Origin of the sequence: Hydrogenophaga sp. H7, assembly GCF_002025745.1 — a bacterium.
GTDB classification, from domain to species: domain Bacteria; phylum Pseudomonadota; class Gammaproteobacteria; order Burkholderiales; family Burkholderiaceae_C; genus Hydrogenophaga; species Hydrogenophaga pseudoflava.
Genome location: NZ_MCIC01000014.1, coordinates 116,360 through 141,632 on the forward strand (window position 1 = coordinate 116,360; position 25,273 = coordinate 141,632).

Here is a 25,273-nt window from a genome sequence, read left to right on the forward strand (position 1 = left end):
CAAGCACGCCCTGGTGGAAAGTCCCGCACATGTGGATGGTGGTGGGAGGTCCTTTGCTGGTGATCGTTGCCGGCTTGGTCACCGTGGTCATCGCGGTGAAGAATCCGGACCCTGTGCTCAACAAGTCCGACTACGAAAGGGATCTTGCGGCGGCTCAGCGGCTGGAAGGGCAGGCCAAGGTCGATGCGATGGCCAAGTTGCAGCCGGCCCATCAGGCCCGCAATCACGCCGCCTCTCCCGTCGTCCCGGCGGCACCCTCCAAGTAGGACGCCACACCGCCGGATGTGACAACACAGGAGTGAAGGAGACGCATCATGAATGCTCAGCGGTGGATGTGGATAGCCTGGCCTGCCTTTCTGGTGGCTGCTGTGCTTGAGATGGTTGTTTTCGCCATGGTCGACCCTGGTGATCTCCATTGGTTCGGCAGCCCCCTGGAGTTGTCTCGCCAAGCCATCTACACCCTGGCGTTCTTTGTGTTCTGGGGTGTCACCATGGCATCGAGCGCGCTGACCACCCTGCTGTCCATGTCTCCGTTCGAAGTCAACCGCTGCCCGGTTCCCGAAGCGGAGCGCCCCCGGGACTGCGCCCGCAACGGCGGGTGCGGCTGACCCTCGGCTTGCACACAAAGAGAAACCCCGCTCAGGCCTCAGACCCGAGCGGGGTTTCTTTCGTTCAAACGCCCAGACTCAGCGGCAGCTCTGAGGGTTCACGATCTGCTTGAGCGCATCGGTGTTCTTGATGTGCACGTACCGTTGTTTGACTTCGATGGTGCCTTCCTCAACGAACTTCGAGAAAGTCCGGCTCACGGTCTCGAGCTTCATGCCCAGGTAACTTCCAATTTCCTCCCGGGTCATCCGCAGGATGAGCTCTGACTGCGAGAAACCTCGTGCATGCAGACGCTGGACGAGATTGAGAAGGAACGCTGCGAGACGTTCCTCGGCACGCATGCTGCCCAGCAGCAGCATCACGCTGTGATCGCGGACGATTTCCCGGCTCATGATCTTGTGGACATGGTGTTGCAGCGTGGTGAATTCCCGCGAGAGTTCCTCGACCTGGTCAAACGGCATCACACAGACCTCGGCGTCCTCAAGCGCAATCGCGTCGCAGGAATGGCGGTCGCTGACGATGCCGTCCATGCCGATGATTTCTCCGGTCATCTGGAAGCCGGTGACCTGGTCTCGCCCATCGGCCGTGGTCACGCAGGTTTTGAAGAAGCCCGAGCGCACTGCGTAGAGCGAAGTGAACTTGTCGCCGGTGTTGAACAGCGCGGTTCCCCGCTTGATCCTCCTGCGCGTGGAGATCACGGTGTCCAGCTTGCCCATTTCCTCGGGATTGAGGCCCATTGGCAAACACAACTCCCGAAGGTTGCAGCTGGAACAGGCGACTTTGATGCTGTGAATGTCCATAAATCTTCCAGATTTCGCCCGAAGCTTAACGCATGGCCACAAGTGCCAGCAAGGCGGGCGCTCTCATCCTCGTTGCGAGCACGGGGGAAAACCCGGGGCTTGGATGGCCCTTGATCTTGATCAAGGGTGCGATTTCCGCCTTGGTGCACATTCGCGCTGAGAACTGGAGAATTGTTTGTGAGTCACGCCATTTCAGACGAATTGCTCAAGCGATTCGACATCCCGGGGCCCCGCTACACCTCGTACCCCACCGCGGACCGCTTTGTAGAAGCGTTCACGGAGAGCGACTACATCCAGGCGCTGGAACAGCGTCGGGCAGGCTCGCTCGCGTTGCCGCTGTCGTTGTACGTACATATTCCTTTCTGCGAGTCTGTCTGCTACTACTGCGCCTGCAACAAGGTCATCACCAAACACCACGAAAGGGCTGCGGAATACCTGCGGTATCTGTCGCGTGAGGTGGAGCTGCAGGTACAGCATTTCGGCAAAGGGCATGCCGTGTCCCAGCTGCATCTGGGAGGAGGGACGCCGACCTTCCTGTCCGACGCCGAGCTGGAAGATCTGCTGACGATGATCCGGCGCAACTTCACGCTCGTGCCCGGAGGCGAGTACTCCATTGAGGTCGACCCCCGCACCGTGACGGACCAGCGTTTGCAGACCCTGGCCAGGCTGGGGTTCAACCGCCTGAGTTTCGGTGTCCAGGATTTCGATCCCGCTGTTCAGAAAGCGGTGCACCGGGTGCAGCCGGCCGAACAGGTGTTCGCACTGGTCGAGACAGCCCGCAAGATCGGGTTTGAGTCGGTCAACGTGGACCTCATTTATGGGCTGCCGCTGCAGACCCCTGAGTCGTTTGCCCGTACGCTTGCCCAAGTCAACCAGTTGCGCCCCGACCGCATCGCGCTGTATGCCTACGCGCATCTTCCGGCGCGTTTCAAGCCGCAACGGCGAATCGTCGCTGCCGAACTGCCCAGCGCGGGAGACAAGCTGTCGATGCTGTCGGCTTCGCTGGATGCCATGAGTGATGCGGGGTATGTCTATGTCGGCATGGATCACTTTGCGCTGCCCACGGATGCGCTGGCGGTGGCCAAGCGTCAAGGGCGCCTGCACCGGAATTTCCAGGGCTACAGCACGCAGCCGGATTGCGACCTGATCGCTTTGGGTGTCTCGGCCATCGGCCGCATCGGCGCGACCTACAGCCAAAACGCCAAGACGATCGAGGAGTACTACGACGCGCTGGACCAGGGGCGGCTGCCGATCGTGCGTGGACTGGCACTGACCAGGGACGACCTGCTGCGCCGCTCCGTGATCATGTCGCTGATGTGTCAGGGGCAGCTTCAGTTCGAATCGATCAACCTGGGGCACCTGATCGACTGCAAGAGCTACTTTGCGCGCGAGTTGGAGGTACTGGCTGGCTATGCCGAGCACGGACTGGTTCGCATCGACGACTCAGGTGTGGAGGTGACGCCGTCGGGCTGGTATCTGGTTCGCGCCATTGCCATGGTTTTCGACAAGAACCTGCAGGTCGACCAGGACCGGGCGCGTTTCTCCAAGATCATCTGACTCGCGTGGTTTCGAACCGGCGCGAGGGCTGCGACTGCTAGAGTTCTGCCATGCAAACATCCATGGCACTCACCGCACTGTTCATGGGGATCGCTGGAGGTCCCCATTGTGTTGCCATGTGTGGTGCCGCGTGTGCAGGCATCAGCCGTGGCGGGACTGGGCGCCAGAGCACATCGGCTCTGCTGACCTTCCAGGCCGGACGACTTCTCGGTTATTCCCTCTTTGGTGCTGTTGCTGCAGGGTCGGTGCAGGGTTTGGCATGGCTCGGAACCAACACTTCGGTGATCCGGCCGGTCTGGACCATGTTTCACGTGGCGGCGATGCTGCTCGGGTTGGTGCTGATCTGGCAGGCTCGCCAGCCAGCCTGGCTCGACGGGTTGGCCCAAGGCGTCTGGCGCAGGACGCGTCCTGTGCTCGGGCGGCTGGGAGCCAAGGCTCCCGCGGTGCTCGGCGTCGCGTGGGCCCTGATGCCATGCGGGCTGCTGTATTCCGCGCTGATGGTGGCGTCTTTGTCGGCCAACGCGATGGAGGGCGCGATGATCATGGCGCTGTTCTCTACTGGGACGTCACTGTCATTGACCATCGGTCCCTGGCTTTTGCTGCGTTTGCGAGGCGACGGCTCGGGTGGCTGGGGCATCCGGCTGGCAGGTATTGCACTGGCCGCCACCTCCGGTTGGGCGCTCTGGATGGGAATCACCGATCCCACCGGTCTGTGGTGCGCGTGAGCCTCTCAGCTTGAACGTCCTGGCAGGGTTGCCAGAACCAGGCCCAGCAAGGCGATACCAAAAGCAAGCATCTGGACGGTGCTGAGGGTTTCACCCATGAACAGCACACCGATGGTGGCTGCGCTGATCGGGAGCATCACTGTGAACACCCCGGCGCGAGCGGCGGGAACGGACTTCAGGCCGGTCATCCAGAGCCAGACTGTCCAGACACTGGCGGCGAGTGCGTAAAAGACCAGCAGGCCCCACATGGGTGCTGTGATGGAGGCGAAGTCAAAGGCTCTGGCCGCCCACAGCCCAAAGGGCGTGACCAGCACAAAACCCCAGAGGTTGATGATGGCGGATATCCGCTTGGGCCCCAGGCCTTCCGTGAGCCGCTTGCCAATGACCACATAGGAGGCTTCGCAAAGCACCGCAGCGAAGACCAGCAAGTTGCCCCAGAACTGCTGACCGAGACCGAACCATCCGACAGCTTGTGCGTGCGCGGTCCCGCCGGCCTTCTGCATTGAAAAGAGCCCGATGCCGACCGCAGCACACGCAATGCCAAGAGCGGTGCGCTTGCCGATGCGCTCTTTGAGAAACACCCAGCTGAGGACGGCTACCACCGCGGGAATGGATGACATCACCACACCAGCGGACACCGCCGTGGTCATCGACACGCCAAACAGCATGCAGATTGAGAACAGGAAGTTACCCAGAAAGGACTCAAGAAACAGCAGCTTTCGTGTGCGAGCGGACAGCTGGGGCTCTTCGGCAGGCTTGCGCAGCCATCTCCACATGGCCGCACCCCCGAGACCGAAGCGGAGCCACGCAAGCAGGAAAACCGGAAAGGCTGTAACCAATGGTTTGGAGAGTGCGACATAGCTCCCCACCAGCGCCATGCTGGCCGCGAGGCAGACATACGCACCAAATTTTGCGGGTGTGGTTGGTAACTTTGGCTGTGATGACATAGGGCGAGCATCATGCCCCAGTCAACAGTGATCAGTGTCTTCCAGATGGAGTTGTGTTATTTCGCAATGAGAAAAATCTCCTGCTGCGCTGCAAAATAATTTCTCAATACAAGAGAAATGATTTTGTATGGCGGAATGTGTTTTGGAGATTATTGATTTTAAACGGTTTTATTTTTGTCTTATATAAGACATAAGAGCTTCCAAAAGTCTTCTATAAGACTTAAAGTTCTCCCATCGGCTCCGGTCTGCAGCAGCGACAAGCCGTCCCGTTCATCAACCTCATGGAGAGTCCAAAATGCCCCAGTCCCTCAAAGAACAACTGAGCCGCCAACAGCAGATCGAAGCCCTGGAAAAAGACTGGGCAACCAATCCCCGCTGGAAGCTGGTCAAGCGCGGTTACTCCGCCGCTGACGTGGTGCGTCTGCGCGGATCAATGCAGCCCGAGTACACGCTGGCCCAGCGTGGCGCCGAGAAGCTGTGGGAAAAGGTCAACGGTGGCGCCAAGAAGGGCTACGTCAACGCCTTCGGCGCCATCACCGCCGGCCAGGCCATGCAGCAGGCCAAGGCTGGTCTGGAAGCCGTGTACCTGTCGGGCTGGCAGGTTGCTGCCGACGGCAACACCAGTGAAACCATGTACCCCGACCAGTCGCTGTACGCCTACGACTCGGTGCCCACCATGGTCCGCCGCATCAACAACACCTTCAAGCGTGCGGACGAGATCCAGTGGAGCCGTGGCATCGAGCCGGGTTCGCCGGAGTTCATCGACTACTTCCTGCCCATCGTCGCTGATGCGGAAGCCGGTTTCGGTGGCGTGCTCAACGCCTTCGAACTGATGAAGAACATGATCGCCGCCGGTGCTGCTGGCGTTCACTTCGAGGACCAGCTGGCCGCCGTGAAGAAGTGCGGCCACATGGGTGGCAAGGTGCTGGTGCCGACGCAAGAAGCCATCGAAAAGCTGATCGCCGCCCGCTTTGCTGCCGACGTGATGGGCGTGCCCACCATCGTGCTGGCCCGCACTGATGCCGAAGCCGCCAACCTGATCACCAGCGACCACGACGCCAACGACAAGCCTTTCCTGACCGGTGAGCGCACTCAAGAGGGTTTCTACCGAGTCAAGAACGGTCTGGAGCAAGCCATCAGCCGTGGCGTGGCCTACGCACCCTACGCCGACTTGGTGTGGTGCGAAACTGGCGTGCCCGACATCGGCTTCGCCCGTGAGTTCGCCCAGGCCGTGCACGCTGCCTGCCCCGGCAAACTGCTTTCCTACAACTGCTCGCCCTCATTCAACTGGAAGAAGAACCTGGACGACAAGCAGATCGCCAAGTTCCAGGACGACCTGTCCGCTCTGGGCTACAAGTACCAGTTCATCACGCTGGCCGGCATCCACATCAACTGGTTCAATACCTTCCAGTTCGCCCACGCCTATGCCCGCGGCGAAGGCATGAAGCACTACACCGAGATGGTGCAGGAGCCGGAATTCAAGGCGCGCGAGAAGGGCTACACCTTCGTGTCGCACCAGCAGGAAGTCGGCGCCGGCTATTTCGACGACGTGACCACCGTGATCCAGGGTGGGTCCTCTTCCGTGAAGGCCCTGACCGGCTCGACTGAAGAAGAGCAGTTCCACTGATCGCTCTGACGACCAGTTCGCAAGTACGAGACGTCAACCCCGGCTCGCGGCACCGCGATCCCGGGGTTTTCTCTTATTTCCAGTACGTGGTCTGTCGTCAAATTCCTACATTGGTGTGTTGCTTGGGGATATTCCTCCCTACCCGTGGGAGAATTTGCCGGGTAAAGCAGGTCGCTCAGGCCACTACAAAACAGGAGAGTCCAAGTGTTGAGCAAATGGAAATGGGTGTCTGTTCTGGCAATGTCCTTGACTTTGGCAGGATGTGGTGGGGGCGGCGAAGCCACAGCACGTGGTGCGATTGCGGTGAACACCATCAACGGTGTTGGCACTATTGTGACCAACTATGCTTCTCAGCCTGAAGCCAACAGCGATGCGTTGGTTCAGTGCGCACGCCTGGTTGGAACCGGCATGGGATGCGAGGTCATTCTTGAGTTCTCCGGTAACGGTACCTGTGGATCAGCCGCGAGAGGCAACAACAACGTCTGGGGTGTTGCCAGTGGCTCATCCAAGGAGGTTGCCGACTCGCGGGCCATGTCGGATTGTGTTGCCAAGGGTGGGACGAGCTGTGTGATCCCTGGGTGGCTTGAGACGCAGTGCAACTGATCTGCCAGGAGTGCAGCGAAGAACTGTGTGAAAATTGAAGCTCGTTGTTCTCTAGACTTCGTACTGCTTGGTTATGACACCGCGAACTAAACCGGAGCTCTTTGCTCAGGCCAGTTGAGGCCAGCAGTTCGCGCCTGCAGTTTTTTGCAGTCTTCTCTTTTCAAGCGCGGCCAAGTCCGCGCTTTTTTTGTTTCTCTGATCACGCCATGCCCAACATCACACTTCCTGACGGTTCCTCGCGACAATTCCCTGGGCCAGTGACCGTGGCCGAGGTGGCCGCCTCCATCGGCGCCGGTCTGGCCAAGGCGGCGCTGGGTGGCAAGGTCAACGGCAGGTTGGTGGACACCAGTTTCCTGATCGCAGAAGACGCTTCGCTGGCCATTGTGACTGCCAAGGACGCCGATGGCCTGGAGATGATCCGACACTCCACCGCCCATCTGCTGGCCTACGCTGTCAAGGAACTGTTTCCCGACGCACAGGTCACCATCGGTCCCGTGATCGAGCACGGTTTCTACTACGACTTTTCCTACAAGAGGCCCTTCACGCCCGAAGACCTTGCGGCCATCGAAAAGAAGATGATCGAACTGGCCAACAAGGACGAAACAGTGGTGCGCCGTGTGCTCCCGCGCGACGAGGCGGTGGCGTATTTCAAGGGATTGGGTGAGCACTACAAGGCCGAGATCATCGCCAGCATTCCGAGCAGCGAGGATGTGTCGCTGTACCGCGAGGGCGCCTTCGAAGACCTCTGCCGTGGCCCGCATGTGCCCAGCACCGGCAAGCTCAAGCACTTCAAGCTCATGAAAGTCGCTGGGGCGTATTGGCGAGGTGACCATCGCAACGAAATGCTGCAGCGCATCTATGGCACTGCCTGGGCCTCGAAGGATGAGCTTCAGCAGTACTTGATCATGTTGGAAGAGGCTGAGAAGCGGGATCATCGCAAGCTCGGTCGCGAGCTGGATCTGTTCCACCTGGACGAGCACTCGCCTGGCACCGTGTTCTGGCATCCCAAAGGATGGACCGTTTGGCAGGCCGTGGAGCAGTACATGCGGGCCGTCTACCGCGACAACGGCTACCAGGAGGTTAAGGGGCCTCAGATCCTGGACAAGGCGCTTTGGGAGAAGACCGGGCACTGGGACAAGTACCGAGAGAACATGTTCGTGACCGAGTCGGAAAAGCGCGACTACGCGCTCAAGCCGATGAACTGCCCGGGCCACATCATCATCTTCAAGCAGGGAATCAAAAGCTACCGGGACCTGCCACTGCGCTACGGCGAATTTGGCCAGTGTCACCGCAACGAGCCCTCGGGAGGGCTGCACGGCATCATGCGTGTGCGTGCATTCACGCAGGATGACGGCCATATTTTTTGTACCGAGGACCAGATCCAGTCCGAAGTCAAGGCGTTCACCACTTTGCTGCAGCAGGTCTACAAGGACTTCGGCTTCACCAACATCCTCTACAAGCTTTCGACTCGTCCCGAAAAGCGCATCGGCACCGAAGAGAGCTGGGACAAGGCGGAGGCGGCGTTGGCCGAAGGGCTGAGAGCTTCGGGGTGTGCGTTCGAGTACCTGCCGGGTGAAGGGGCGTTCTACGGGCCCAAGATCGAATACACGCTCAAGGATGCTTTGGGCCGCGAATGGCAGTGCGGCACCATCCAGGTCGACCCCAATCTTCCCGAACGACTTGGCGCAGAGTTCGTTGGGGAAGATGGCTCGCGCCATCGTCCCATCATGCTGCATCGCGCCATCGTGGGCAGTCTCGAACGCTTCATCGGAATCTTGATCGAGCAGCATGCAGGTGCGCTCCCTGTTTGGCTGGCGCCGGTGCAGGTGGCTGTTCTCAACATCACCGATGCGCAGGCGGATTACGCTCAGGAAGTGGCGAAATCGCTGCAAAAACAAGGGCTTAGGGTTGAAACAGACCTGCGCAACGAGAAAATTACGTATAAAATACGCGAACATGCGTTGCAAAAGCTGCCTTACATCCTCGTCGTGGGCGACAAGGAAAAAGGCGCTGGCGCTGTGGCTGTGCGGGCACGAGGCAACAAAGACCTCGGTGTCATGTCGCTGGAGAGTTTCTCCCAATTAGTGGCGACAGACGTTTCCTCCAAGGTGTGATTTCATCCGCTCCGGAAGGCCCCTCGGCTGCTGTGCACTGCGCGTGGCCCCGAGGGGTTTGTTTTTTTCTGACCAACTGCCCACGACAAGGAACTAGCCATAGCTACCAACTTTCGCGACCGCCGCCAGCGTGAAGAGCGTGCACACCGCCTGAACCGGGAAATCATGGCCCCCGAGGTCCGCCTCAACGGGCCAGACAACGAGCCTTTGGGCATTGTCAGCCTCCAGGAAGCGTTGCGCATGGCCGGTGAGCTGGACGTAGATCTGGTCGAGATCGCGGCGACAGCGAACCCGCCGGTGTGCCGGCTGATGGACTATGGCAAGTTCAAATACCAGGAGCAGAAAAAAGCTGCTGAGGCAAAGGCCAAGCAGACTGTCATCGAGATTAAGGAAGTGAAGTTCCGTCCCGGGACCGACGACGGCGACTACAACATCAAGATGCGCAACATTCGCCGTTTTCTGGACGACGGAGACAAGTGCAAGATCACGCTGCGGTTCCGGGGTCGTGAGATCACCCACCAGGAGTTGGGTCTCGCTCTGCTGAATCGCATCAGGGATGAACTGGGCGATGCGATCGTGGTTGAGCAGTTCCCGAAGCTCGAAGGGCGCCAGATGATCATGATGATTGCGCCCGGGAAAAAGAAAGCAGGCGGTGGGGCACCCAAGGCGGAGGCTGTTGTCCAGCCAGCCGCCTGACAATCAGTGGCAAGTCTTTGCCGTCAGGATTGAAAAGGCCGGTCTAGTCTGTCGGTCCTTTCGAGGTGAGTGGTGAAAGCCTCTCTCCGAACTGGACGACCCAAATGGGTGGTCCATCAAAAGTGGCTCGGGGCCAGCAAGTCCGCGGAAGGTTCGCGGCGCCTCACGAGCACAAATGAAAAGGAGCATTCACATGCCCAAAATGAAGACCAAGAGCAGCGCGAAGAAGCGTTTTCGCGTTCGTCCCGGTGGCACCGTCAAGCGCGGTCAAGCCTTCAAACGTCACATCCTGACCAAGAAGACCACCAAGAACAAGCGCCATCTGCGTGGTGCGGTGACTGTTCATGAGACCAATATGGGTCACATGGCACAGATGCTGCCCGGCATGGGCATTTGATCAACGACGAACAAGGAGCAACACATGCCTCGCGTCAAACGTGGTGTAACGGCACGCGCCCGTCACAAAAAAGTTCTCGCCCTTGCCAAGGGTTTCCGCGGTCGCCGCGGTAACGTTTTCCGCATCGCCAAACAGGCGGTGATGAAGGCCGGTCAATACGCCTACCGTGACCGCCGTACAAAGAAGCGCGTCTTCCGTCAGCTGTGGATCGCGCGTATCAACGCCGGTGCACGCGCTTGCGGCCTGACGTACAGCCAGTTCGCCAATGGCCTGAAGAAGGCACAGATCGAGATCGACCGCAAGGTTCTGGCCGATCTGGCCGTCAACGACGTTGCTGCTTTCAACAGCATCGTGGAGCAAGTCAAAGCCAAGCTGGCCGCTTGATTCACGACTGTCCCCGCCTGCTCCGGCCGGTGGTGACGATGTCGCTCAAAGGGGTTGAGGCTTGAGGGATTCCCTCGCTGCTCTCAACCCCTTTTTTGTTTTCCCGGACGAGATACACATGAACGAGTTGGACGCACTGGTTGACAGCGCACGCGCCGCGTTCGCGCAGGCAGCCACCCCCGCCGATCTGGAAAATGCCAAGGCGCAGTACCTGGGCAAGTCGGGCCGCATCACCGAGCTGATGAAGGGCATGGCTTCCCTGCCGGTCGAGGAAAAGAAGACCCGTGGTGCGGCCATCAACGTGGCCAAGCAGTCGATCGAAGCCGCGCTGACCGAACGCCGCCAGGCGCTGGCCGATGCCGAGTTGCAGGCGCAGCTCAAGGCCGAGGCGCTGGACGTGACGCTGCCCGGTCGGCAGCGTGGCCAGGGTGGCCTGCATCCGGTGAGCCTGACGCTGGAGCGCATCGAAGCCATTTTCGGTTCGCAGGGCTTCGAGGTGGCCGAGGGCCCCGAGATCGAGTCCGACTGGTTCAACTTCACCGCGCTGAACACGCCCGAGGACCATCCGGCGCGTTCCATGCATGACACCTTCTATGTGGAAGGTGGCAGTGCCAAGGCGCCCAACCTCCTGCGGACCCACACCAGCCCGATGCAGATCCGCCATGCGGTGCAGCACGTCAAGCGCCACCGTGGCGCGCTGGATGCGGGCCAGCCGATGCCCGAAATACGCGTGATCGCGCCGGGACGCACTTACCGCGTGGACAGCGACGCCACCCACTCGCCCATGTTCCACCAGTGCGAAGGTTTGTGGATCGGCGAGAACGTGAGCTTCAAGGACCTCAAGGTCGTCTTCACAGATTTCTGCCGCGCCTTTTTCGAGAGCGACGATCTGGTGTTGCGGTTCCGTCCCAGCTTCTTCCCGTTCACCGAGCCCAGCGCCGAGATCGACATCCAGTTCCAGAGCGGCCCGTTGGCCGGGCGCTGGCTGGAGGTGGCCGGATCTGGTCAGGTGCATCCGAACGTGGTGCGCAACATGGGGCTGGACCCTGAGCGCTACATCGGTTTTGCCTTCGGCATGGGGCCGGACCGCCTGACCATGCTGCGGTATGGCGTGAACGACCTGCGCCTGTTCTTCGACGGCGACATTCGCTTCCTGTCGCAGTTCCGTTGAAGTCTTGTTGAGCTGAAGAAATCATGCAATTCCCCGAATCCTGGCTGCGTGCCTTCTGCAACCCGCCCCTGACCAGTCAGCAACTGGCCGACACCCTTACCATGGCTGGTTTGGAGGTTGAGGAGCTGCGCCCGTTTGCGCCCGCCTTCACCGGTGTGGTGGTTGGACAGATCCTGAGCGCCGAGCAACACCCCAACGCCGACCGCCTGCGCGTTTGCCAGGTGGACGTGGGGCAGGGCGCTCCGTTGAACATCGTTTGTGGCGCTCCCAACGCGCGTGCCGGCATCAAGGTCCCGTGCGCCACCGTTGGCGCGTTGCTGCCGCCAGGCGAAGACGGCAAACCCTTCGCCATCAAGCTGGGCAAACTGCGCGGCGTCGAGAGCCAGGGCATGCTGTGCTCGGCCAAGGAATTGCAGATTTCTGAGGAGAGCAACGGCCTGCTGGAACTGGCTGACGACGCTGTGGCTGGCCGCAACATCCGCGAGCAGTTGGGACTGGACGACATGTTGTTCACGCTCAAGCTCACGCCCAACCTGGCGCACTGTCTGAGCGTGTATGGCATTGCACGCGAGGTCTCGGCCCTGACCGGTACACCGCTTGTACAGCCCGAGTTTCCGAAAGCCGCCGTGCAGGTGCAAGACCGCCTGCCGGTGAGTGTGCAGGCGCCTGATCTCTGCGGCCGTTTCAGCGGCCGCGTGGTGCGTGGCGTCAACACCCAGGCGCAGACGCCGGCCTGGATGGTCGAGCGCCTGGCGCGTTGCGGCCAGCGCAGCGTTTCGCCACTGGTGGATATTTCCAACTACGTGATGTTCGAGTTGGGCCGTCCCTCGCACATCTTCGACCTCGACAAGATCCATGGCGGATTGCAGGTGCGCTGGGGCCGCGAGGGCGAACAGCTCAAGCTGCTCAACGGCAATACCGTCACGCTCGACAGCAGCGTGGGTGTGATCGCCGACGATCTGCAGGTCGAGTCGCTGGCGGGCATCATGGGTGGCGACGCGACCGCTGTGTCGGACGACACGAAGAGCATCTTCATCGAAGCCGCGTTCTGGTGGCCCAAGGCGATCGCCGGCCGTTCGCGCCGCTACAACTTCAGCACCGATGCGGGCCACCGCTTTGAGCGTGGCGTCGACCCGTCGACCACGGTCGAACACGTCGAGCGCATCACGCAGCTGGTGCTGGAGATCTGTGGAGGTCAGGCAGGCCCGCTGGACGATCAGGTGCTTGCGTTGCCGGAAGGCAGGCCGGTCACGCTGCGCGTGGCTCGCACGGCAAAGGTTATCGGCATGCCGGTGACTCAGGAGCAGTGCGTTGGCGCGCTGCGCCGCCTTGGCTTGGCTGTGACCGAAGGCGAGGGCACGGTCACCGTTGCACCACCGGCCTTTCGTTTTGACCTGCAGATCGAAGAAGACCTGATCGAAGAGGTCGCGCGTGTGATCGGCTACGAACAACTGCCGACGAATCCGCCGCTGGCGCCCATCACCGCCAAGCTGCGGGTCGAGAGCCGGCGCGGCCCATTTGCTGTGCGCCGTCAACTGGCGCAACTGGGCTATCAGGAAACCATCAATTTCAGCTTTGTCGAAGAGCGGTGGGAGCACGAACTGGCTGGCAATGCCGATCCGATCAAACTGCTGAATCCGATCGCCAGCCAGATGAACGTGATGCGCTCGTCGCTGCTGGGCAGCCTGATCGCGGTGCTCAAGTTCAACTTGGACCGCAAGGCACAGCGTGTGCGCCTGTTTGAACTGGGGCGCGTGTTCCGCAAGGACCCGTCGGTTCAGGACAGCGACACCTCCGTCGCCGGGTTCGACCAACCTATGCGGGTGGCAGGTCTGGCGTATGGCGGGGTCGACAGCCTGCAATGGGGTTGCGCCGAGCGCAACGTCGATTTCTTCGACATCAAGGGGGATGTGCAGGCGCTGCTGGCGCCATTGCAAGCTTCCTTCAAGCCAGCCGAGCACTCCGCGATGCACCCGGGTCGCTGCGCCAGCGTCTGGCTGGGTGAGCGCTGCATCGGTCACGTGGGCGAACTGCATCCGAAGTGGCGCCAGGGCTACGACCTGACGCAGGCGCCGGTGATGTTTGAACTCGCACTGGATGCGGTGCTGCAGCGCGAGGTTCCGGTGTTCCAGAGCGTGAGCCGCCACCAGCCGGTCGAGCGCGATATCGCCATCGTGGTCAAGGAGGCGGTGACGCACGCCGCGGTAATGGACGCCATTCGTGACGCAGGAGGTGAGCTTCTTCGCGACGCCGTGTTGTTCGATGTGTACCGGCCCAAGAAGATGTCCGAAGGGCAGGGCGGCGGCCTGGCGTCGGACGAGAAGAGCTTGGCAGTGCGCCTGACGCTCAGTCGGGAGGACGCTACACTGACCGAGCAGGAGATTGAGGCGGCGGTCAAGGGCGCGCTGGTTTCGCTGGAACAGCGCGTGGGTGCGCGCCTGCGTTGAGCGCCTTGCGTATGGACAAGAACCTGGAGCACACCCCAATGGAACTGGCAGTCGAGAGCCTGGAGACTCCTGCACTCACAAAGGCGCAGCTTGCTGAGCTGTTGTTTGATCAGATCGGTCTGAACAAGCGCGAGTCCAAGGACATGATTGATGCGTTTTTTGACCTGATCACAGACTGTCTGGTCGAGGGCACCGACGTCAAGATCTCCGGCTTCGGCAACTTTCAGATCCGAACCAAGGCCCCGCGACCGGGTCGCAACCCCAGAACAGGAGAACCCGTGGCCATCGAGGCTCGTCGGGTGGTCACGTTCCATGCGAGCCCCAAACTCAAGGAGCAGGTGCAGGCGGCCGTTGTCACCGGCTGAGCATTTCGCACAGCCTTGCATTGCAGGCAATCAATGAAGCCCGGGACCTGTGGTCGCCGGGTTTTTTATCTTCCGCTGCCACTAAAAAGTGCTGAGGAGATGGATTTGCAACAGTTTGTACGGTTTTTTCCGATGCGCAGCGCGCGGCACCAGCGCTTAGAGTAAATTTCAAGGTTCGGTTTATACCGCATTGATTTTGATGGAAAAATCGCTTCCCCCTATCCCCGCAAAACGCTACTTCACCATTGGGGAAGTGGGCGAGTTGTGTGGTGTCAAGCCGCACGTGCTGCGCTACTGGGAGCAGGAGTTCACCCAGTTGCGCCCGATGAAGCGGCGTGGCAACCGACGGTACTACCAGCACCACGAAGTGCTCATGATTCGGCGGATCCGGGAGTTGCTGTACGACCAAGGCTTCACCATCAGCGGCGCCCGCAACAAGCTTCAGGAGCTGGTGCAGGCCGAGCGGGACAGGCGCCGCGCGCAGGATGACGATTTCGCTGATTCTGTCGGATACGACGTCCTGGGGGACGCAGAAGAAGATCTGGTGGCAGAGGCCATCCCCGCGGTTTCTGAGCAACCATCAGCTGCGTTGCTGGGTGTCCGACGGGAGTTGCTTGAAATTCGCGAGCTTCTTACTGCTCCCGTGTGAATCGCTCTATTTGCACGCTATAATGCAAGGCTTGTCGGCGTGTAGCGCAGCCTGGTAGCGCACTTGCATGGGGTGCAAGGGGTCGCGAGTTCGAATCCCGCCACGCCGACCATTTATTGAAAAGCCCGCAATCGTTCGATTGCGGGCTTTTTCGTTTCTGTCGGTCAGGCAATGTCGATGGTGTGAAAACCGAAGTGCCCTTTTCGGCGGTCGGCGAAGTAGAACTCCAGGGTTTCACGGACGGTGCGGAAGGCGATCTCGTCCCAGGGGATCTGCTCTTCCGTGAACAGACGGGCCTCGATGGTTTCAACGCCTGGGTCGAAGCGATCATTCAGCAGCCGTGCACGGTAGTACATGTGGACCTGACCCACGCGCGCGACGTTCATCAGAGTGAACAGCGGCCCGAGCTCGATGCTGGCGCCGGCTTCCTCGATGGTTTCGCGCTGTGCACCTTCGGCGGTGGTTTCCCCCAGTTCCATGAAGCCGGCCGGCAACGTCCACTTGCCTCGCCGCGGTTCGATGTTGCGCAGGCACAGCAGCACCTGGGCCCCGTCCTCGCCCCAGACCGGCACGGTGCCGACCACGTTGAGCGGGTTTTCGTAGTGCACGGTGGCACACGCGGTGCAGACTGCGCGAGGCTTGGTGTCCCCGTCGTCGGGCAGGCGGTAGACCACGGGTGCGCCGCATTGGCGGCAGTGCTGGATCGGGCTGCGAAACATGGCGTTGAGTGTAGGGGCTGAACAAAAAGCAAAAAGGGCTCCCTTGGGAGCCCTTGTGAAGCCGACGGCTGTCAGGCCTTCTTCGTGGTGGCCTTACCGTGCTTCTCGATCAGCGCCTTGGCGGTGTCCAGCAGTTGCTTGCCGTTGAAACCGCGCTTGTCCATGTCCTGCATCCACTCGACCTCGACCAGTCGCGCCTTGCGCTTGAACTCCTGTGCCTCGGCCGCAGGGATGGTGTGGATGGTGTTGCCCTGCTTGACCGCCGCCTCGCGACCGGGAACGTCGCCGCCTTGCTGGACCTTGCCCAGCCAGCCCGAGGTTTCGATGCCCGAGTTCTTGTCGATGATGGCCTTGAGGTCGGGCGGCAGCGAGGCGTACTTGGCCTTGTTCATCGCCATGATGAAGGTGGTGGTGTACAACGCGCCGCCAGCAGGGTCAAATTCGCTGTGGAACTTGGTGAGCTCGTGCACCTTGACCGAGGGAACCACTTCCCAGGGAATCACGCAGCCGTTGATCACGCCCTTGGACAGTGCGTCAGGGATCTGCGGCAGCGGCATGCCGACCGGCGTGGCGCCCAGGTAGCCCAGCATCTTGGTGATCTGCCGGGTGGGGCCGCGCACCTTGGAGCCTTGCAGGTCGGCCGCGGTCTTCACCAGTTTGTCGCGCATGTGGAACATGCCGGGGCCGTGCACCTGCAGCGCGATCGGGTGAACTTCCTTGAACTCGTCCGTGGCCGCGGTCTGCACGTATTCCCAGTAGGCGCGAGAGGTCGCTTCGGCGTTGTTCATCATGAACGGCAGTTCGAACACCTCGATGCGTGGGAAACGGCCCGGGGTGTTGCCCGGCAGGGTCCACACGATGTCGACCACACCGTCCTTGGCCTGGTCGTACAGCTGCACGGGCGAGCCGCCCAATTGCATGGCGGGATAGGCCTCGAACTTGATGCGACCTTCGGAGTCCTTGGTGACTTTGTCCATCCAGGCCTTGTGCATGTTCAGCCACACGTTGGATTGCGGCGCCATGAAAGTGTGGAACTTGAGGGTCACGCTTTGCTGGGCAAGGCCGACGAGGGCGGGGGCACCGAAGGCAACGGCGGCACCGGACTGGAGCAGGGTTCTGCGCTGGATCATGTGATGGCTCCTGTAGTTAGGGGAACAGCGGATCAGAGGCGTTCCATTCTAGGGAGCGGCCTCTGGGGGTTTACCCTTGCCGGGTCACCCCACGTGCACAGCAATGCTGGTGAGTCCGTCGACACCACCGCTCATGGTGTCGCCGCTGACCACCGCAGCCACACCTTCGGGTGTGCCGGTGTAGATGAGGTCGCCGGGTTGCAGTTCCCAGGCCGCCGACAGGTGCTCGATGGTTTCGGCGATGTTCCAGATGAGCTTCGAGACATTGCTGCGCTGACGGTCGGTGCCGTTCACCTGGACCCAGATCGCGGCGTTGGCGATGTCGCCGGCTTCAGCGGCGGGTGTGATGGGGCCGATGGGCGCCGACTGGTCGAAGGCCTTGCCGATGCACCAGGGGCGGCCCTGTTTTTTCATGTCGTTTTGAAGATCTCTGCGGGTCATGTCCAGCCCCACGGCGTAGCCGTAGATGTGGCTGGCGGCATCGGCTGCCTTGATGTTCCGTCCACCCCGGCCGATGGCGACGACCAGCTCGATCTCGTGGTGCAGGTTGCCGGTGAGCGACGGGTAGGGGATGGTGGCGGTCTGTCCGGCCTCGGCCACCACGATGGCGTCGGCAGGTTTGAGGAAGAAGAAAGGCGGCTCGCGGCCGGTGAAGCCCATTTCCTTGGCGTGTTCTTCGTAGTTGCGGCCCACGCAGTAGATGCGGTGGACGGGAAAGCGTTCGGCGCGCCCCACTACGGGCACGGAGACGACGGCGGGCGGGGCGAATGTGTAGCTCATCGGTGACCTTTCAGGACTCGGGGAGGTGGGTCAGTGTTGCGAGGCGGGCAGGCGGACCACCAGCCCATCGAGCTCGGGTGTCAGCCGAACCTGGCAGCTCAGCCGGCTGCCGGCCTCGACCGGACTGGCCGCGAAATCGAGCATGTCGGTTTCGTCGGCCACCGGCTTGGGCAGCTTCTCGGCCCAGGGGCTGTCGATCATGACGTGGCAGGTGGCGCAGGTGAGAACGCCGCCGCAATCGGCCTCGATGCCATGGATATCAGCGTCGACAGCGGCCTTCATCAGGCTCTGGCCGGTGGCGGCGGTGATGGTTTCTTCGGTCTGGTCGGCGTGGACGAAACGGATGTGGATGGTGCTCATGTGAAAGAAGTGAATCAGTAGCGGCTGAAGTATTCGCGCCGTTCAAAGTCTGCCTTGTCCTGGGCGTCGGCGTGGCGGTTGATTTCAGACTGCTTGATGCGGCAAAAGTGTTCGACCACCGAAGCGCCCAGTCCGTTCACCAGTGCCTCGTCGCCCCGCAGGGCGGCCAGGGCATCGCCCAGGTTGTCCGGCAGGCGAGCGTGGCCGGTGGCATAGGGATTGTCGGTGGCGGGCGGAGGTTCCAGGCCGCGCAGCAGGCCGTCCAGCCCGGCATGGATTTGGGACGCCATGTAGAGGTAGGGGTTGGCCGCGGGCTCGCCGATGCGGTTTTCAATCCGGGTGGCGGGGTCGCCCGCGGCGCCCACCACGCGCAACATCGCGCCCCGGTTGTCCTGGCCCCAGAGGATGTGCTGCGGCGCCAGGGCGTTGGGCCGGAAGCGGCCGAAGCCGTTGATGGTGGGGGTACACAGCGCGGTCATGCCCGGCGCATGCGCCAGCAGGCCGGCCAGCCAGTGGGCACCGGCGTCCGAGAGGGTGTGGCGGGCGTCGCGCACCGTGCTGTCCTCGGCGGGAGCGGCGCGCGCACAGCCGTTGCGGCCGCCATCGCGTTCAACCAGTGACTGGTGCAGGTGCCAGCCGCTGGACATGATGTTGGGGAAGGGCGGGCGGCACATGAAGGTGGCCAGGTAGCCGGCGCGGCGCAGCGCCTGCCGCACGCCGTTGCGGAACAGCACCATCTGGTCGGCGGCGGTCAGCGCATCGGTGGCGTCGAACACCGCCTCCACCTGGCTCGGGCCCAGCTCAATCTCCAGCGACTGCAGTGGCAGGCCCAGCGCCTGGGCGGTCTGCATCACGATGCTCAGCGGCTCGTCTGCCATGTCCATCATGGCCTCGGCCTGCAGGTTGTAGCCGGGATGGATCATCTGCACCGCTGGCGGCAATCCCGGCCAGCCTGCGAGTTCGGGGTTGAGCTGAGGTGCTTCGTCGGTGATGCGGTAGATGTGAAATTCGACCTCCAGGCCGGTCTTGAAGCCGAAGCCCGCCATCGCGAGCCTGGACAGCGCCTGCTCCAGCACGTGCCGGCTGTCCAGCGCCACCGGCGTTCCGTTGCTGTGCCAGGGCTGGCAGCGCAACCAGCCCGTGCCCGCGCTCCAGGGCAGCAGGGTGAAGCTCTCGGGGTCGGGCAGCAGCATCAGGTTGGAGGCGCCGGCGAACCCGGTCAGGCCTTCGGTGCCCCCGGCCTCGAACACCTTCCAGGCGGTGTGGTCCGAGGTGTCCTTGAGCATCATGGTGCCGACCATGCCGACGCCGTCGCGCAAGGCCTTGACCGCGGCGTGTGCCATCAGGGTCTTGCCGCGCAACTGTCCGTGCACATCGCACCAGCCCATGCGCACGCGCTGGACGCCGCTGGACTCGATCAGCTCGGCGGCGCGCAGGCAGGCCGCCTCCCGGTGGGTGTCGTGCAGGCCGCAGCGTTCGGCGAACGACGTCATTTGGCAGCCGCCAGCAGCGTCTGTGCCGGTTCGGTGGCGCTTGACCACGGCGCACCCTCGCGCTTGTCGCGCACCGCGCGTTGCCACCAGTCCTGCCAGCCCTGGGCCGGTGCGATGCCGTCGACCGTGTCGGGTCCGGTGATGCCAGCAGCCTGTGCCGCATCGCCGATGCCTGGCGCCGTACCGCCCTGCGCCACGGTGTCCATGGCCTGCAGCAGCAGGCGGCGGTGGGCCATGATGACCTTGTCGGTGGTGCCCAGGTGTTCGCGCGTGCGGTCCTGGATCGGGCCCATGCTCTCGCAGGCCCACTGGTCATGCACGTTGATGTCGTCCTCGCCCATGCCCAGGAAAGTGCGGGTCATCTGCTCCTCGGGGTTGAAGCCCCATTGGTTCCAGCGCCCGGCCTTGGGGATGTAGTCGGGCAGCGTCACGGCTTTCAGCCGCTGCTGGCGCATGGTGGCCTTGTCGACCGGCGCTTCGAAGCTGGTGAAGAAGGCGTACCAGTAGTTGCGGGTGTCGTCCACCGGCACATGCATCTGCGTGATCGTCATGGTCTCCGACAGCGGAATCACGAAGGTCTGCGGGAACACGTCGTTGGTCACTCGCACATGGGTCAGCGCCTCGTTCAACGGGCGCAGTGCGGTCAGCTGCAGCCCCCAGGGCTGCTGGGTGAAGGAAATCTCGGGCTGGTCGAACTCGCGCATCACGCGCGTCATCGGCCAGCGCTCGCCACCGATGTCGCCGGCGCTGGCACCGCGGAACTGCTTGCCGTAGCTGCCTTCCAGCGGGGCATCGTTGAAGAAGCGGTGCAGGTAGGAGGCGTGGGCCGGGTCGATGCCGACCTCGAACGCCTGCAACCAGTTGCAGTGCCACAGGCCCTTGAATACGAAGCTGTGCGAAGCAGGGGCGACGAAGCAGTCCAGCGCAGGGAAGGGTGGTGGCGTCTGACCCTCCGGGCCGAGCCATGCAAACAATGCGCCTGCCTTTTCGACCAGCGGGTAGCTGCGCTGGCGGATGCGCTGGCAGAGTGTGCTGCCCGCAGGTTCCGCCGGGGTTTCGGTGCACTGGCCGCTCACGTCGAACTTCCAGCCATGGAAGGGGCAGCGCAGGCCATCGCCCTCGTTGCGGCCATAGGCCAGGTCGGCACCGCGGTGCGGGCAGTCGCGGTCCAGCATGCCGAAACGCCCCTGGGCGTCTTTGAACAGCACGAAGTCCTGACCCAGCAGCCGCACCGCCTTGACCGGGCGGATGGCCATGGATGGATCCAGCGCCGGATCGAACTCGTCCAGCATGGCCACGGGTTGCCAGTAGCGACGCAACAACTCGCCACCGGGGGTGCCGGGGCCGACCTGGGTCAGGCGCTGGTTCTGTTCTGCTTTCATGGGCGTGTCTCCTGCATGGGGTGGCAAAACATTAACCGATTTCTGTTGCCTAGAAGCGGCCCGGGGCGGTGTATCGTGGAGCCATGGAGACACCAGAGACAACCACTCCCGGCGCAGGCGCCGGGCTGACCCTGCGCCGCGTGGCGATCGACACCTGGCGCGAAAACGTGGCCTATCTGCACCGGGACTGCGCGGTGGTGCGGGCCGAGGGCTTCCAGGCCTTGTCCAAGGTCGAGGTGCGCGCCAACGGGCGCAGCATCCTGGCCACGCTCAACGTGGTCGATGACCCGGCGCTGGTGGGCTGCCAGCAGATCGGCGTGTCCGAGGACGCATTTGCGCAGCTGGAGGTGCCCGAGGGCCATCCGGCGTCGGTGACGCAGGCGGAGCCGCCGGCCTCGATTCCGGCGCTGTTCCGCAAGATCAATGGCGAGCGGCTCAGCCGCGACGACTTCCACGCCATCGTCGGCGACATCGCCCGCCACCGCTATTCCAAGATCGAGCTGACGGCCTTCGTCGTGGCCTGCAACCGCAGCGAACTCGACCGCGAGGAAGTCTCGTTCCTGACCGAGGCGATGGTGGCCAGCGGACGGCGGCTGGACTGGCGCGAACCGCTGGTGGTGGACAAGCACTGCATCGGCGGCATCCCGGGCAACCGCACCTCGATGCTGGTGGTGCCGATCGTGGCCGCCTATGGCCTGGTGTTTCCCAAGACCTCCTCGCGCGCCATCACCTCGCCGGCCGGTACGGCCGACACCATGGAGGTGCTGGCCAATGTGGAGCTGCCGTTCGACCGGCTGACCGACATCGTGCGCGACCACCGGGGCTGTCTGGCTTGGGGCGGCACGGCCGACCTGTCGCCCGCCGACGATGTGCTGATCTCGGTCGAGCGGCCGCTGGCGCTCGATTCGCCCGGGCAGATGGTGGCCTCCATCCTGTCCAAGAAGATGGCGGCGGGTGCGACGCACCTGGTGCTGGACATTCCCATCGGCCCCACCGCCAAGGTGCGCTCCATGCCCGAGGCGCAGAAGCTGCGCCGCCTGTTCGAGTACGTGGCGCAGCGCCTGCACCTGTCGCTGGATGTGGTCATCACCGATGGCCGCCAGCCGGTGGGCCGCGGCATCGGGCCGGCGCTGGAGGCGCGCGACGTGATGCGCGTGCTCGAAAACGACCCCGAGGCGCCCGACGACCTGCGGCAGAAGTCGCTGCGGCTGGCGGGTCGCCTCATCGAATGCAGCCCCGACGTGCGCGGCGGCCAGGGCTACGCGATTGCGCGCGACATTCTGGAGTCGGGCCGGGCGCTCAGCCGCATGCAGGCCATCATCGCGGCGCAGGGCTCGCATGGTTTTGACCACCACCACCCGGCGCTCGGGGCGCTGACCCTGGAGGTGCCCGCGGCCACCGACGGCGTGGTGATCGGCATTGACAACCTGCAGATCGCCCAGATCGCGCGACTGGCCGGCGCGCCCAAGGTCAAGGGCGCGGGCGTGGACCTGTTGTGTAGGCTGGGCGACACGGTGCGCGCCGGCCAGGTGCTCTACCGCATCCACGCCGACTACCCTTCCGACCTGCACTTCGCACGCCACGCGGTCGACCGGCACTGTGGTATCTCCCTGGGCACGGCCGCCCAGATTCCCCAGGTTTTTGTGGAGTCCTGATGTCTTCTGTTCCTTTGTCGGGCGTGCTGCTGTGTTTCGACGACGAGCGCACGGTGGCGCAGGCCTGCGCCAACCATACGGGCCTGGCGCTCGCGGTCGTGGAGCGGCACCGCTTCCCCGATGGCGAGGTGAAGGTGCGTCTGCCCGCGGCGCTGCCGCCGCGCGTGGTGGTCTGGCGCGGCCTGCACCAGCCCAACGAAAAGCTGGTGGAGCTGATGCTGGTGGCCCGCGCGGCACGAACGCTCGGCGCGCAACACCTGACCCTGGTGGCACCCTATCTGGCGTACATGCGGCAGGACATCGCATTCAACCCGGGCGAGGCGGTGAGCCAGCGCATCGTCGGGGCGTTTCTGGCGGACCTGTTCGATGCGGTGATCACGGTCGATCCGCACCTGCACCGTGTGGCCACGCTGCAGGAGGCGATTCCCGTGCGGGACGCCATGGTGCTCGACGGTGCGCCGCTGCTGTCGGACCACATCGCCACCCAGTGCGCCGCCGATGTGCTGCTGATCGGGCCCGATGAGGAGTCGCTGCAATGGGTGGCGCAGGCGGCCCGGCGCCACGGCTGGGAGCACGGCGTGTGCCGCAAGACCCGCCACGGCGACCGCGAGGTCGACATCGAGCTGCCCACGCTGGCGGTTCGGGGCAGGGCGGTGGTGCTGATGGACGATGTGGCCAGTTCGGGCCACACGCTGGCGCGCGCGGCCGCGCTGCTGCGCGAGGCCGGTGCGGCGTCGGTCGACGTGGCGGTGACGCACGCGCTGTTTGCCGAAGGCGCTGTGGCGCTGATCCGGGAAGCAGGCGTGGACCGCCTCTGGAGCACCGACTGCATCCCTCATCCCAGCAACGCCGTGAGCATCGTTCCGGCCGTGGCCGCACGGCTGCGCGGCCTCTGACATCCCCTTATGCTTGCACCATGAAGCTCTACAACTACTTCCGCTCCTCTGCGTCCTTCCGCGTGCGCATCGCGCTGGCGCTCAAAGGCATTGCCTATGACTATGTGCCGGTGCACCTGGCCAAGGGTGAACACAAAAAGTCTGCGTACGCCGACATCGCCGCCGACGGTCTGGTGCCTCTGCTGGAGCTGGACGACGGCACGCGCCTGTCGCAGTCCATGGCCATCATCGAGTACCTCGACGAGACCCATCCCGGGCCGGCACTGGTGCCCGGCGATGCCATCGGTCGCGCCCGGGTGCGCGCGCTGGCGCAGTCGATCGCCTGCGAGATCCACCCGATCAACAACCTGCGCGTGCTCAAGTACCTCGCGGGCACGCTCAAGGTCGATGAAGAAGCCAAGAACACCTGGTACCGCCACTGGGTGCGCACCGGTCTGGAGGCCTTCGAGCGCCAGCTGAACCAGCTGCCCGCAGGCCGCTACTGCTGTGGCGACACGCCGACCCTGGCCGACTGCTGCCTGGTGCCGCAGATCTTCAATGGCCAGCGTTTCAACACGCCCATGGACGGCCTGCCGCGCACCATGGCGGCGTTCGAGGCCTGCATGGCGCTGCCCGCGTTCCAGCAGGCCCAGCCTTCGGCCTGTCCGGACAACGAACCCTGATGGAATGGCCTTCCGAATGGCTGGTGCCCGACTGGCCGGCGCCCGCAGGCATCCGCGCGCTGTTCACGACGCGGGCCGGTGGGGTTTCGACACCGCCCTTCGACAGTTTCAACCTCGGTGACCACGTGCGGGACGACCCGGCGGCGGTGGCCACCAACCGCCAGCGCCTGCGGGAAGCCATGGGAGCGCGCCCCGTCTTCCTGTCCCAGATCCATGGCGTGGAGGTCTCCGCGCTCCATGGCACCACCCCCGATGGCACCGAGGCCGATGCCTGCCTGACCGAACACGCTGGTGTGGCCTGCACCGTGATGGTGGCCGACTGCCTGTCGGTGCTCTGGTGCCTGCCCGACGGATCGGCGGTGGCCGCGTCTCATGCCGGCTGGCGCGGACTCGCGGGCCAGGACGGCCACGGCATTCTGGAGGCCACTTTTCGGGCCTTGCGGGCCTTGTCTGCAACGACGGCGTCACCGCTGGTGTGGCTGGGGCCTTGTATTGGTCCCAAGGCCTTCGAAGTCGGTGCAGAGGTGCGCGAGGCGTTCGTGACGGTCGACCACGACGCCGTGCGGTGTTTTGAGGCATTGCCCGCCGAAGGCAAGTATCTGGCCGACCTGCCGGCCCTGGCGCGCCTGCGTCTGGGCGCGATGGGGGTGACCCAGGTATTCGGCAACGACGGCGGCGATGCCTGGTGCACCGTTACCCAGTCGTCACGGTTCTTTTCCCACCGCCGGGACGCCGCCCGGCTCGGCAGCACCGGCCGCATGGCCGCCAGCATCTGGAAGGTCTGAAGCCGCCTGTTGGCGCCGTGCTTCCTCGGCCGCCTCGCGCTCCCGGATGCCCTTGCGCCGTTGCGGCGTGAGCATCAGGTAAACCACCAATGAAAGCGGCACTAAACCGTAAAGAAAAAAGGTCACAATGGCTCCAAGAAAAGAGCCGTTGGTGCCAGTGGCTTCGGCCACCGACATCATCAGCACCACATAGAGCCAAGCGATCACAACCAGATACATAGCGACCTGCGACCGGGAAGTTTGTTGTCAGTTTGTTGGAAGTGAGCAGACCGACACTAGGGAAAACCCGGCCTCAAGCCCATGAGGACTTGATAATAAGCCGC

General features: G+C 63.1%; 27 protein-coding genes and 1 tRNA gene. 19 read left to right on the forward strand and 9 right to left on the reverse strand.

Features of this window, described 5'->3' with window-relative positions:
- Nucleotides 1-29 precede the first annotated feature (29 nt).
- Both BC358_RS09615 and BC358_RS09620 read left to right on the forward strand, forming a co-directional pair.
- The gene (locus tag BC358_RS09615) at nucleotides 30-266 is read left to right on the forward strand and encodes a FixH family protein (protein WP_066151505.1); all 237 of its coding nucleotides are present in this window, start codon (nucleotides 30-32) and stop codon (nucleotides 264-266) included.
- 48 nt (nucleotides 267-314) lie between these two features.
- A complete protein-coding gene (locus tag BC358_RS09620; protein WP_066151503.1) occupies nucleotides 315-608 on the forward strand; it encodes a hypothetical protein in 294 nt (97 codons plus the stop codon).
- 78 nt (nucleotides 609-686) lie between these two features.
- Here BC358_RS09620 and fnr read toward each other — a convergent pair whose 3' ends face one another.
- The gene (gene fnr, locus BC358_RS09625; RefSeq protein WP_079365657.1) at nucleotides 687-1,406 is read right to left on the reverse strand and encodes a fumarate/nitrate reduction transcriptional regulator Fnr; all 720 of its coding nucleotides are present in this window, start codon (nucleotides 1,404-1,406) and stop codon (nucleotides 687-689) included.
- Between the two features lie 177 nt (nucleotides 1,407-1,583).
- On the opposite strand from fnr, the gene hemN reads away from it, so the two are divergent.
- Both hemN and BC358_RS09635 read left to right on the forward strand, forming a co-directional pair.
- Nucleotides 1,584-2,963 (forward strand): oxygen-independent coproporphyrinogen III oxidase, encoded by a 1,380-nt coding sequence (gene hemN / locus BC358_RS09630; protein ID WP_066151499.1) that lies wholly within the window; start codon nucleotides 1,584-1,586, stop codon nucleotides 2,961-2,963.
- Nucleotides 2,964-3,013: 50 nt separating this feature from the next.
- The gene (locus BC358_RS09635) at nucleotides 3,014-3,688 is read left to right on the forward strand and encodes a sulfite exporter TauE/SafE family protein (protein WP_079365658.1); all 675 of its coding nucleotides are present in this window, start codon (nucleotides 3,014-3,016) and stop codon (nucleotides 3,686-3,688) included.
- A 5-nt stretch (nucleotides 3,689-3,693) separates the two neighbouring features.
- Here the strand turns inward: BC358_RS09635 and BC358_RS09640 are convergent, their stop codons facing one another.
- Nucleotides 3,694-4,635 (reverse strand): DMT family transporter, encoded by a 942-nt coding sequence (locus BC358_RS09640; RefSeq protein ID WP_079365659.1) that lies wholly within the window; start codon nucleotides 4,633-4,635, stop codon nucleotides 3,694-3,696.
- 295 nt (nucleotides 4,636-4,930) lie between these two features.
- On the opposite strand from BC358_RS09640, the gene aceA reads away from it, so the two are divergent.
- The 11 genes from aceA to BC358_RS09695 all read left to right on the forward strand — a co-directional run bounded on the left by aceA (nucleotide 4,931) and on the right by BC358_RS09695 (nucleotide 15,200).
- A complete protein-coding gene (gene aceA / locus BC358_RS09645) occupies nucleotides 4,931-6,262 on the forward strand; it encodes an isocitrate lyase (protein ID WP_066151490.1) in 1,332 nt (443 codons plus the stop codon).
- A gap of 207 nt (nucleotides 6,263-6,469) precedes the next feature.
- Nucleotides 6,470-6,865 (forward strand): DUF4189 domain-containing protein, encoded by a 396-nt coding sequence (locus tag BC358_RS09650; RefSeq protein WP_143434252.1) that lies wholly within the window; start codon nucleotides 6,470-6,472, stop codon nucleotides 6,863-6,865.
- Nucleotides 6,866-7,071: 206 nt separating this feature from the next.
- Nucleotides 7,072-8,979, forward strand: coding sequence for a threonine--tRNA ligase (gene thrS / locus BC358_RS09655; RefSeq protein WP_079365661.1), 1,908 nt, complete (start codon nucleotides 7,072-7,074; stop codon nucleotides 8,977-8,979).
- A gap of 99 nt (nucleotides 8,980-9,078) precedes the next feature.
- Nucleotides 9,079-9,675, forward strand: a complete 597-nt coding sequence (gene infC, locus BC358_RS09660; protein WP_079365662.1) for a translation initiation factor IF-3 — start codon at nucleotides 9,079-9,081, stop codon at nucleotides 9,673-9,675.
- Between the two features lie 193 nt (nucleotides 9,676-9,868).
- Nucleotides 9,869-10,072 (forward strand): 50S ribosomal protein L35, encoded by a 204-nt coding sequence (gene rpmI / locus BC358_RS09665; RefSeq protein ID WP_066151481.1) that lies wholly within the window; start codon nucleotides 9,869-9,871, stop codon nucleotides 10,070-10,072.
- A gap of 24 nt (nucleotides 10,073-10,096) precedes the next feature.
- Nucleotides 10,097-10,456 (forward strand): 50S ribosomal protein L20, encoded by a 360-nt coding sequence (gene rplT, locus BC358_RS09670; protein WP_066151478.1) that lies wholly within the window; start codon nucleotides 10,097-10,099, stop codon nucleotides 10,454-10,456.
- Between the two features lie 118 nt (nucleotides 10,457-10,574).
- Nucleotides 10,575-11,627, forward strand: a complete 1,053-nt coding sequence (gene pheS / locus BC358_RS09675) for a phenylalanine--tRNA ligase subunit alpha (protein WP_066151475.1) — start codon at nucleotides 10,575-10,577, stop codon at nucleotides 11,625-11,627.
- 23 nt (nucleotides 11,628-11,650) lie between these two features.
- Nucleotides 11,651-14,074: a phenylalanine--tRNA ligase subunit beta gene (gene pheT, locus BC358_RS09680; protein ID WP_079365663.1), complete on the forward strand. Its 2,424-nt coding sequence runs from the start codon at nucleotides 11,651-11,653 to the stop codon at nucleotides 14,072-14,074.
- 38 nt (nucleotides 14,075-14,112) lie between these two features.
- Nucleotides 14,113-14,439 carry an integration host factor subunit alpha gene (locus BC358_RS09685; RefSeq protein WP_066151798.1) on the forward strand — a complete coding sequence of 109 codons (327 nt, stop codon included), beginning with the start codon at nucleotides 14,113-14,115 and terminating at the stop codon, nucleotides 14,437-14,439.
- A 199-nt stretch (nucleotides 14,440-14,638) separates the two neighbouring features.
- A complete protein-coding gene (locus tag BC358_RS09690; protein WP_066151469.1) occupies nucleotides 14,639-15,088 on the forward strand; it encodes a MerR family transcriptional regulator in 450 nt (149 codons plus the stop codon).
- A gap of 35 nt (nucleotides 15,089-15,123) precedes the next feature.
- Nucleotides 15,124-15,200 (forward strand) — tRNA-Pro (locus tag BC358_RS09695).
- A 52-nt stretch (nucleotides 15,201-15,252) separates the two neighbouring features.
- Here the strand turns inward: BC358_RS09695 and BC358_RS09700 are convergent.
- The 6 genes from BC358_RS09700 to BC358_RS09725 form a co-directional block, all read right to left on the reverse strand.
- The gene (locus BC358_RS09700; protein ID WP_079365664.1) at nucleotides 15,253-15,807 is read right to left on the reverse strand and encodes an NUDIX hydrolase; all 555 of its coding nucleotides are present in this window, start codon (nucleotides 15,805-15,807) and stop codon (nucleotides 15,253-15,255) included.
- A gap of 71 nt (nucleotides 15,808-15,878) precedes the next feature.
- Nucleotides 15,879-16,937 carry a TRAP transporter substrate-binding protein gene (locus BC358_RS09705; RefSeq protein ID WP_066151463.1) on the reverse strand — a complete coding sequence of 353 codons (1,059 nt, stop codon included), beginning with the start codon at nucleotides 16,935-16,937 and terminating at the stop codon, nucleotides 15,879-15,881.
- An 84-nt stretch (nucleotides 16,938-17,021) separates the two neighbouring features.
- The gene (locus BC358_RS09710) at nucleotides 17,022-17,717 is read right to left on the reverse strand and encodes a fumarylacetoacetate hydrolase family protein (RefSeq protein ID WP_066151459.1); all 696 of its coding nucleotides are present in this window, start codon (nucleotides 17,715-17,717) and stop codon (nucleotides 17,022-17,024) included.
- Nucleotides 17,718-17,747: 30 nt separating this feature from the next.
- On the reverse strand, nucleotides 17,748-18,077 hold the full coding sequence (locus BC358_RS09715; protein ID WP_079365665.1) for a 2Fe-2S iron-sulfur cluster-binding protein: 330 nt from the start codon (nucleotides 18,075-18,077) through the stop codon (nucleotides 17,748-17,750).
- A 14-nt stretch (nucleotides 18,078-18,091) separates the two neighbouring features.
- Nucleotides 18,092-19,570, reverse strand: a complete 1,479-nt coding sequence (locus BC358_RS09720; RefSeq protein WP_079365666.1) for a glutamine synthetase family protein — start codon at nucleotides 19,568-19,570, stop codon at nucleotides 18,092-18,094.
- On the reverse strand, nucleotides 19,567-20,952 hold the full coding sequence (locus BC358_RS09725) for a Rieske 2Fe-2S domain-containing protein (protein WP_079365667.1): 1,386 nt from the start codon (nucleotides 20,950-20,952) through the stop codon (nucleotides 19,567-19,569). Before BC358_RS09725 ends, BC358_RS09720 begins: the two co-directional genes overlap by 4 nt.
- 83 nt (nucleotides 20,953-21,035) lie before the next feature.
- Here BC358_RS09725 and BC358_RS09730 point away from each other — a divergent pair, with 83 nt between their 5' ends.
- From BC358_RS09730 to pgeF, 4 genes are read left to right on the forward strand one after another with little or no spacing between them, the layout of a single operon-like run.
- On the forward strand, nucleotides 21,036-22,607 hold the full coding sequence (locus tag BC358_RS09730) for a thymidine phosphorylase family protein (RefSeq protein ID WP_079365668.1): 1,572 nt from the start codon (nucleotides 21,036-21,038) through the stop codon (nucleotides 22,605-22,607).
- Complete coding sequence (locus BC358_RS09735; RefSeq protein ID WP_079365669.1) at nucleotides 22,607-23,503, forward strand: ribose-phosphate diphosphokinase; 897 nt, start codon at nucleotides 22,607-22,609, stop codon at nucleotides 23,501-23,503. The genes BC358_RS09730 and BC358_RS09735 overlap by 1 nt, the downstream gene beginning before the upstream one ends.
- 20 nt (nucleotides 23,504-23,523) lie before the next feature.
- Complete coding sequence (maiA, locus tag BC358_RS09740) at nucleotides 23,524-24,165, forward strand: maleylacetoacetate isomerase (RefSeq protein WP_079365670.1); 642 nt, start codon at nucleotides 23,524-23,526, stop codon at nucleotides 24,163-24,165.
- Entirely contained in the window at nucleotides 24,165-24,950 is a 786-nt protein-coding gene (pgeF, locus tag BC358_RS09745) for a peptidoglycan editing factor PgeF (RefSeq protein WP_079365671.1), read from the forward strand. The genes maiA and pgeF overlap by 1 nt, the downstream gene beginning before the upstream one ends.
- On the opposite strand, the gene BC358_RS09750 is transcribed toward pgeF, so the two are convergent.
- On the reverse strand, nucleotides 24,870-25,169 hold the full coding sequence (locus tag BC358_RS09750) for a hypothetical protein (protein WP_079365672.1): 300 nt from the start codon (nucleotides 25,167-25,169) through the stop codon (nucleotides 24,870-24,872). The genes pgeF and BC358_RS09750 overlap by 81 nt on opposite strands.
- Nucleotides 25,170-25,273 lie beyond the last annotated feature (104 nt).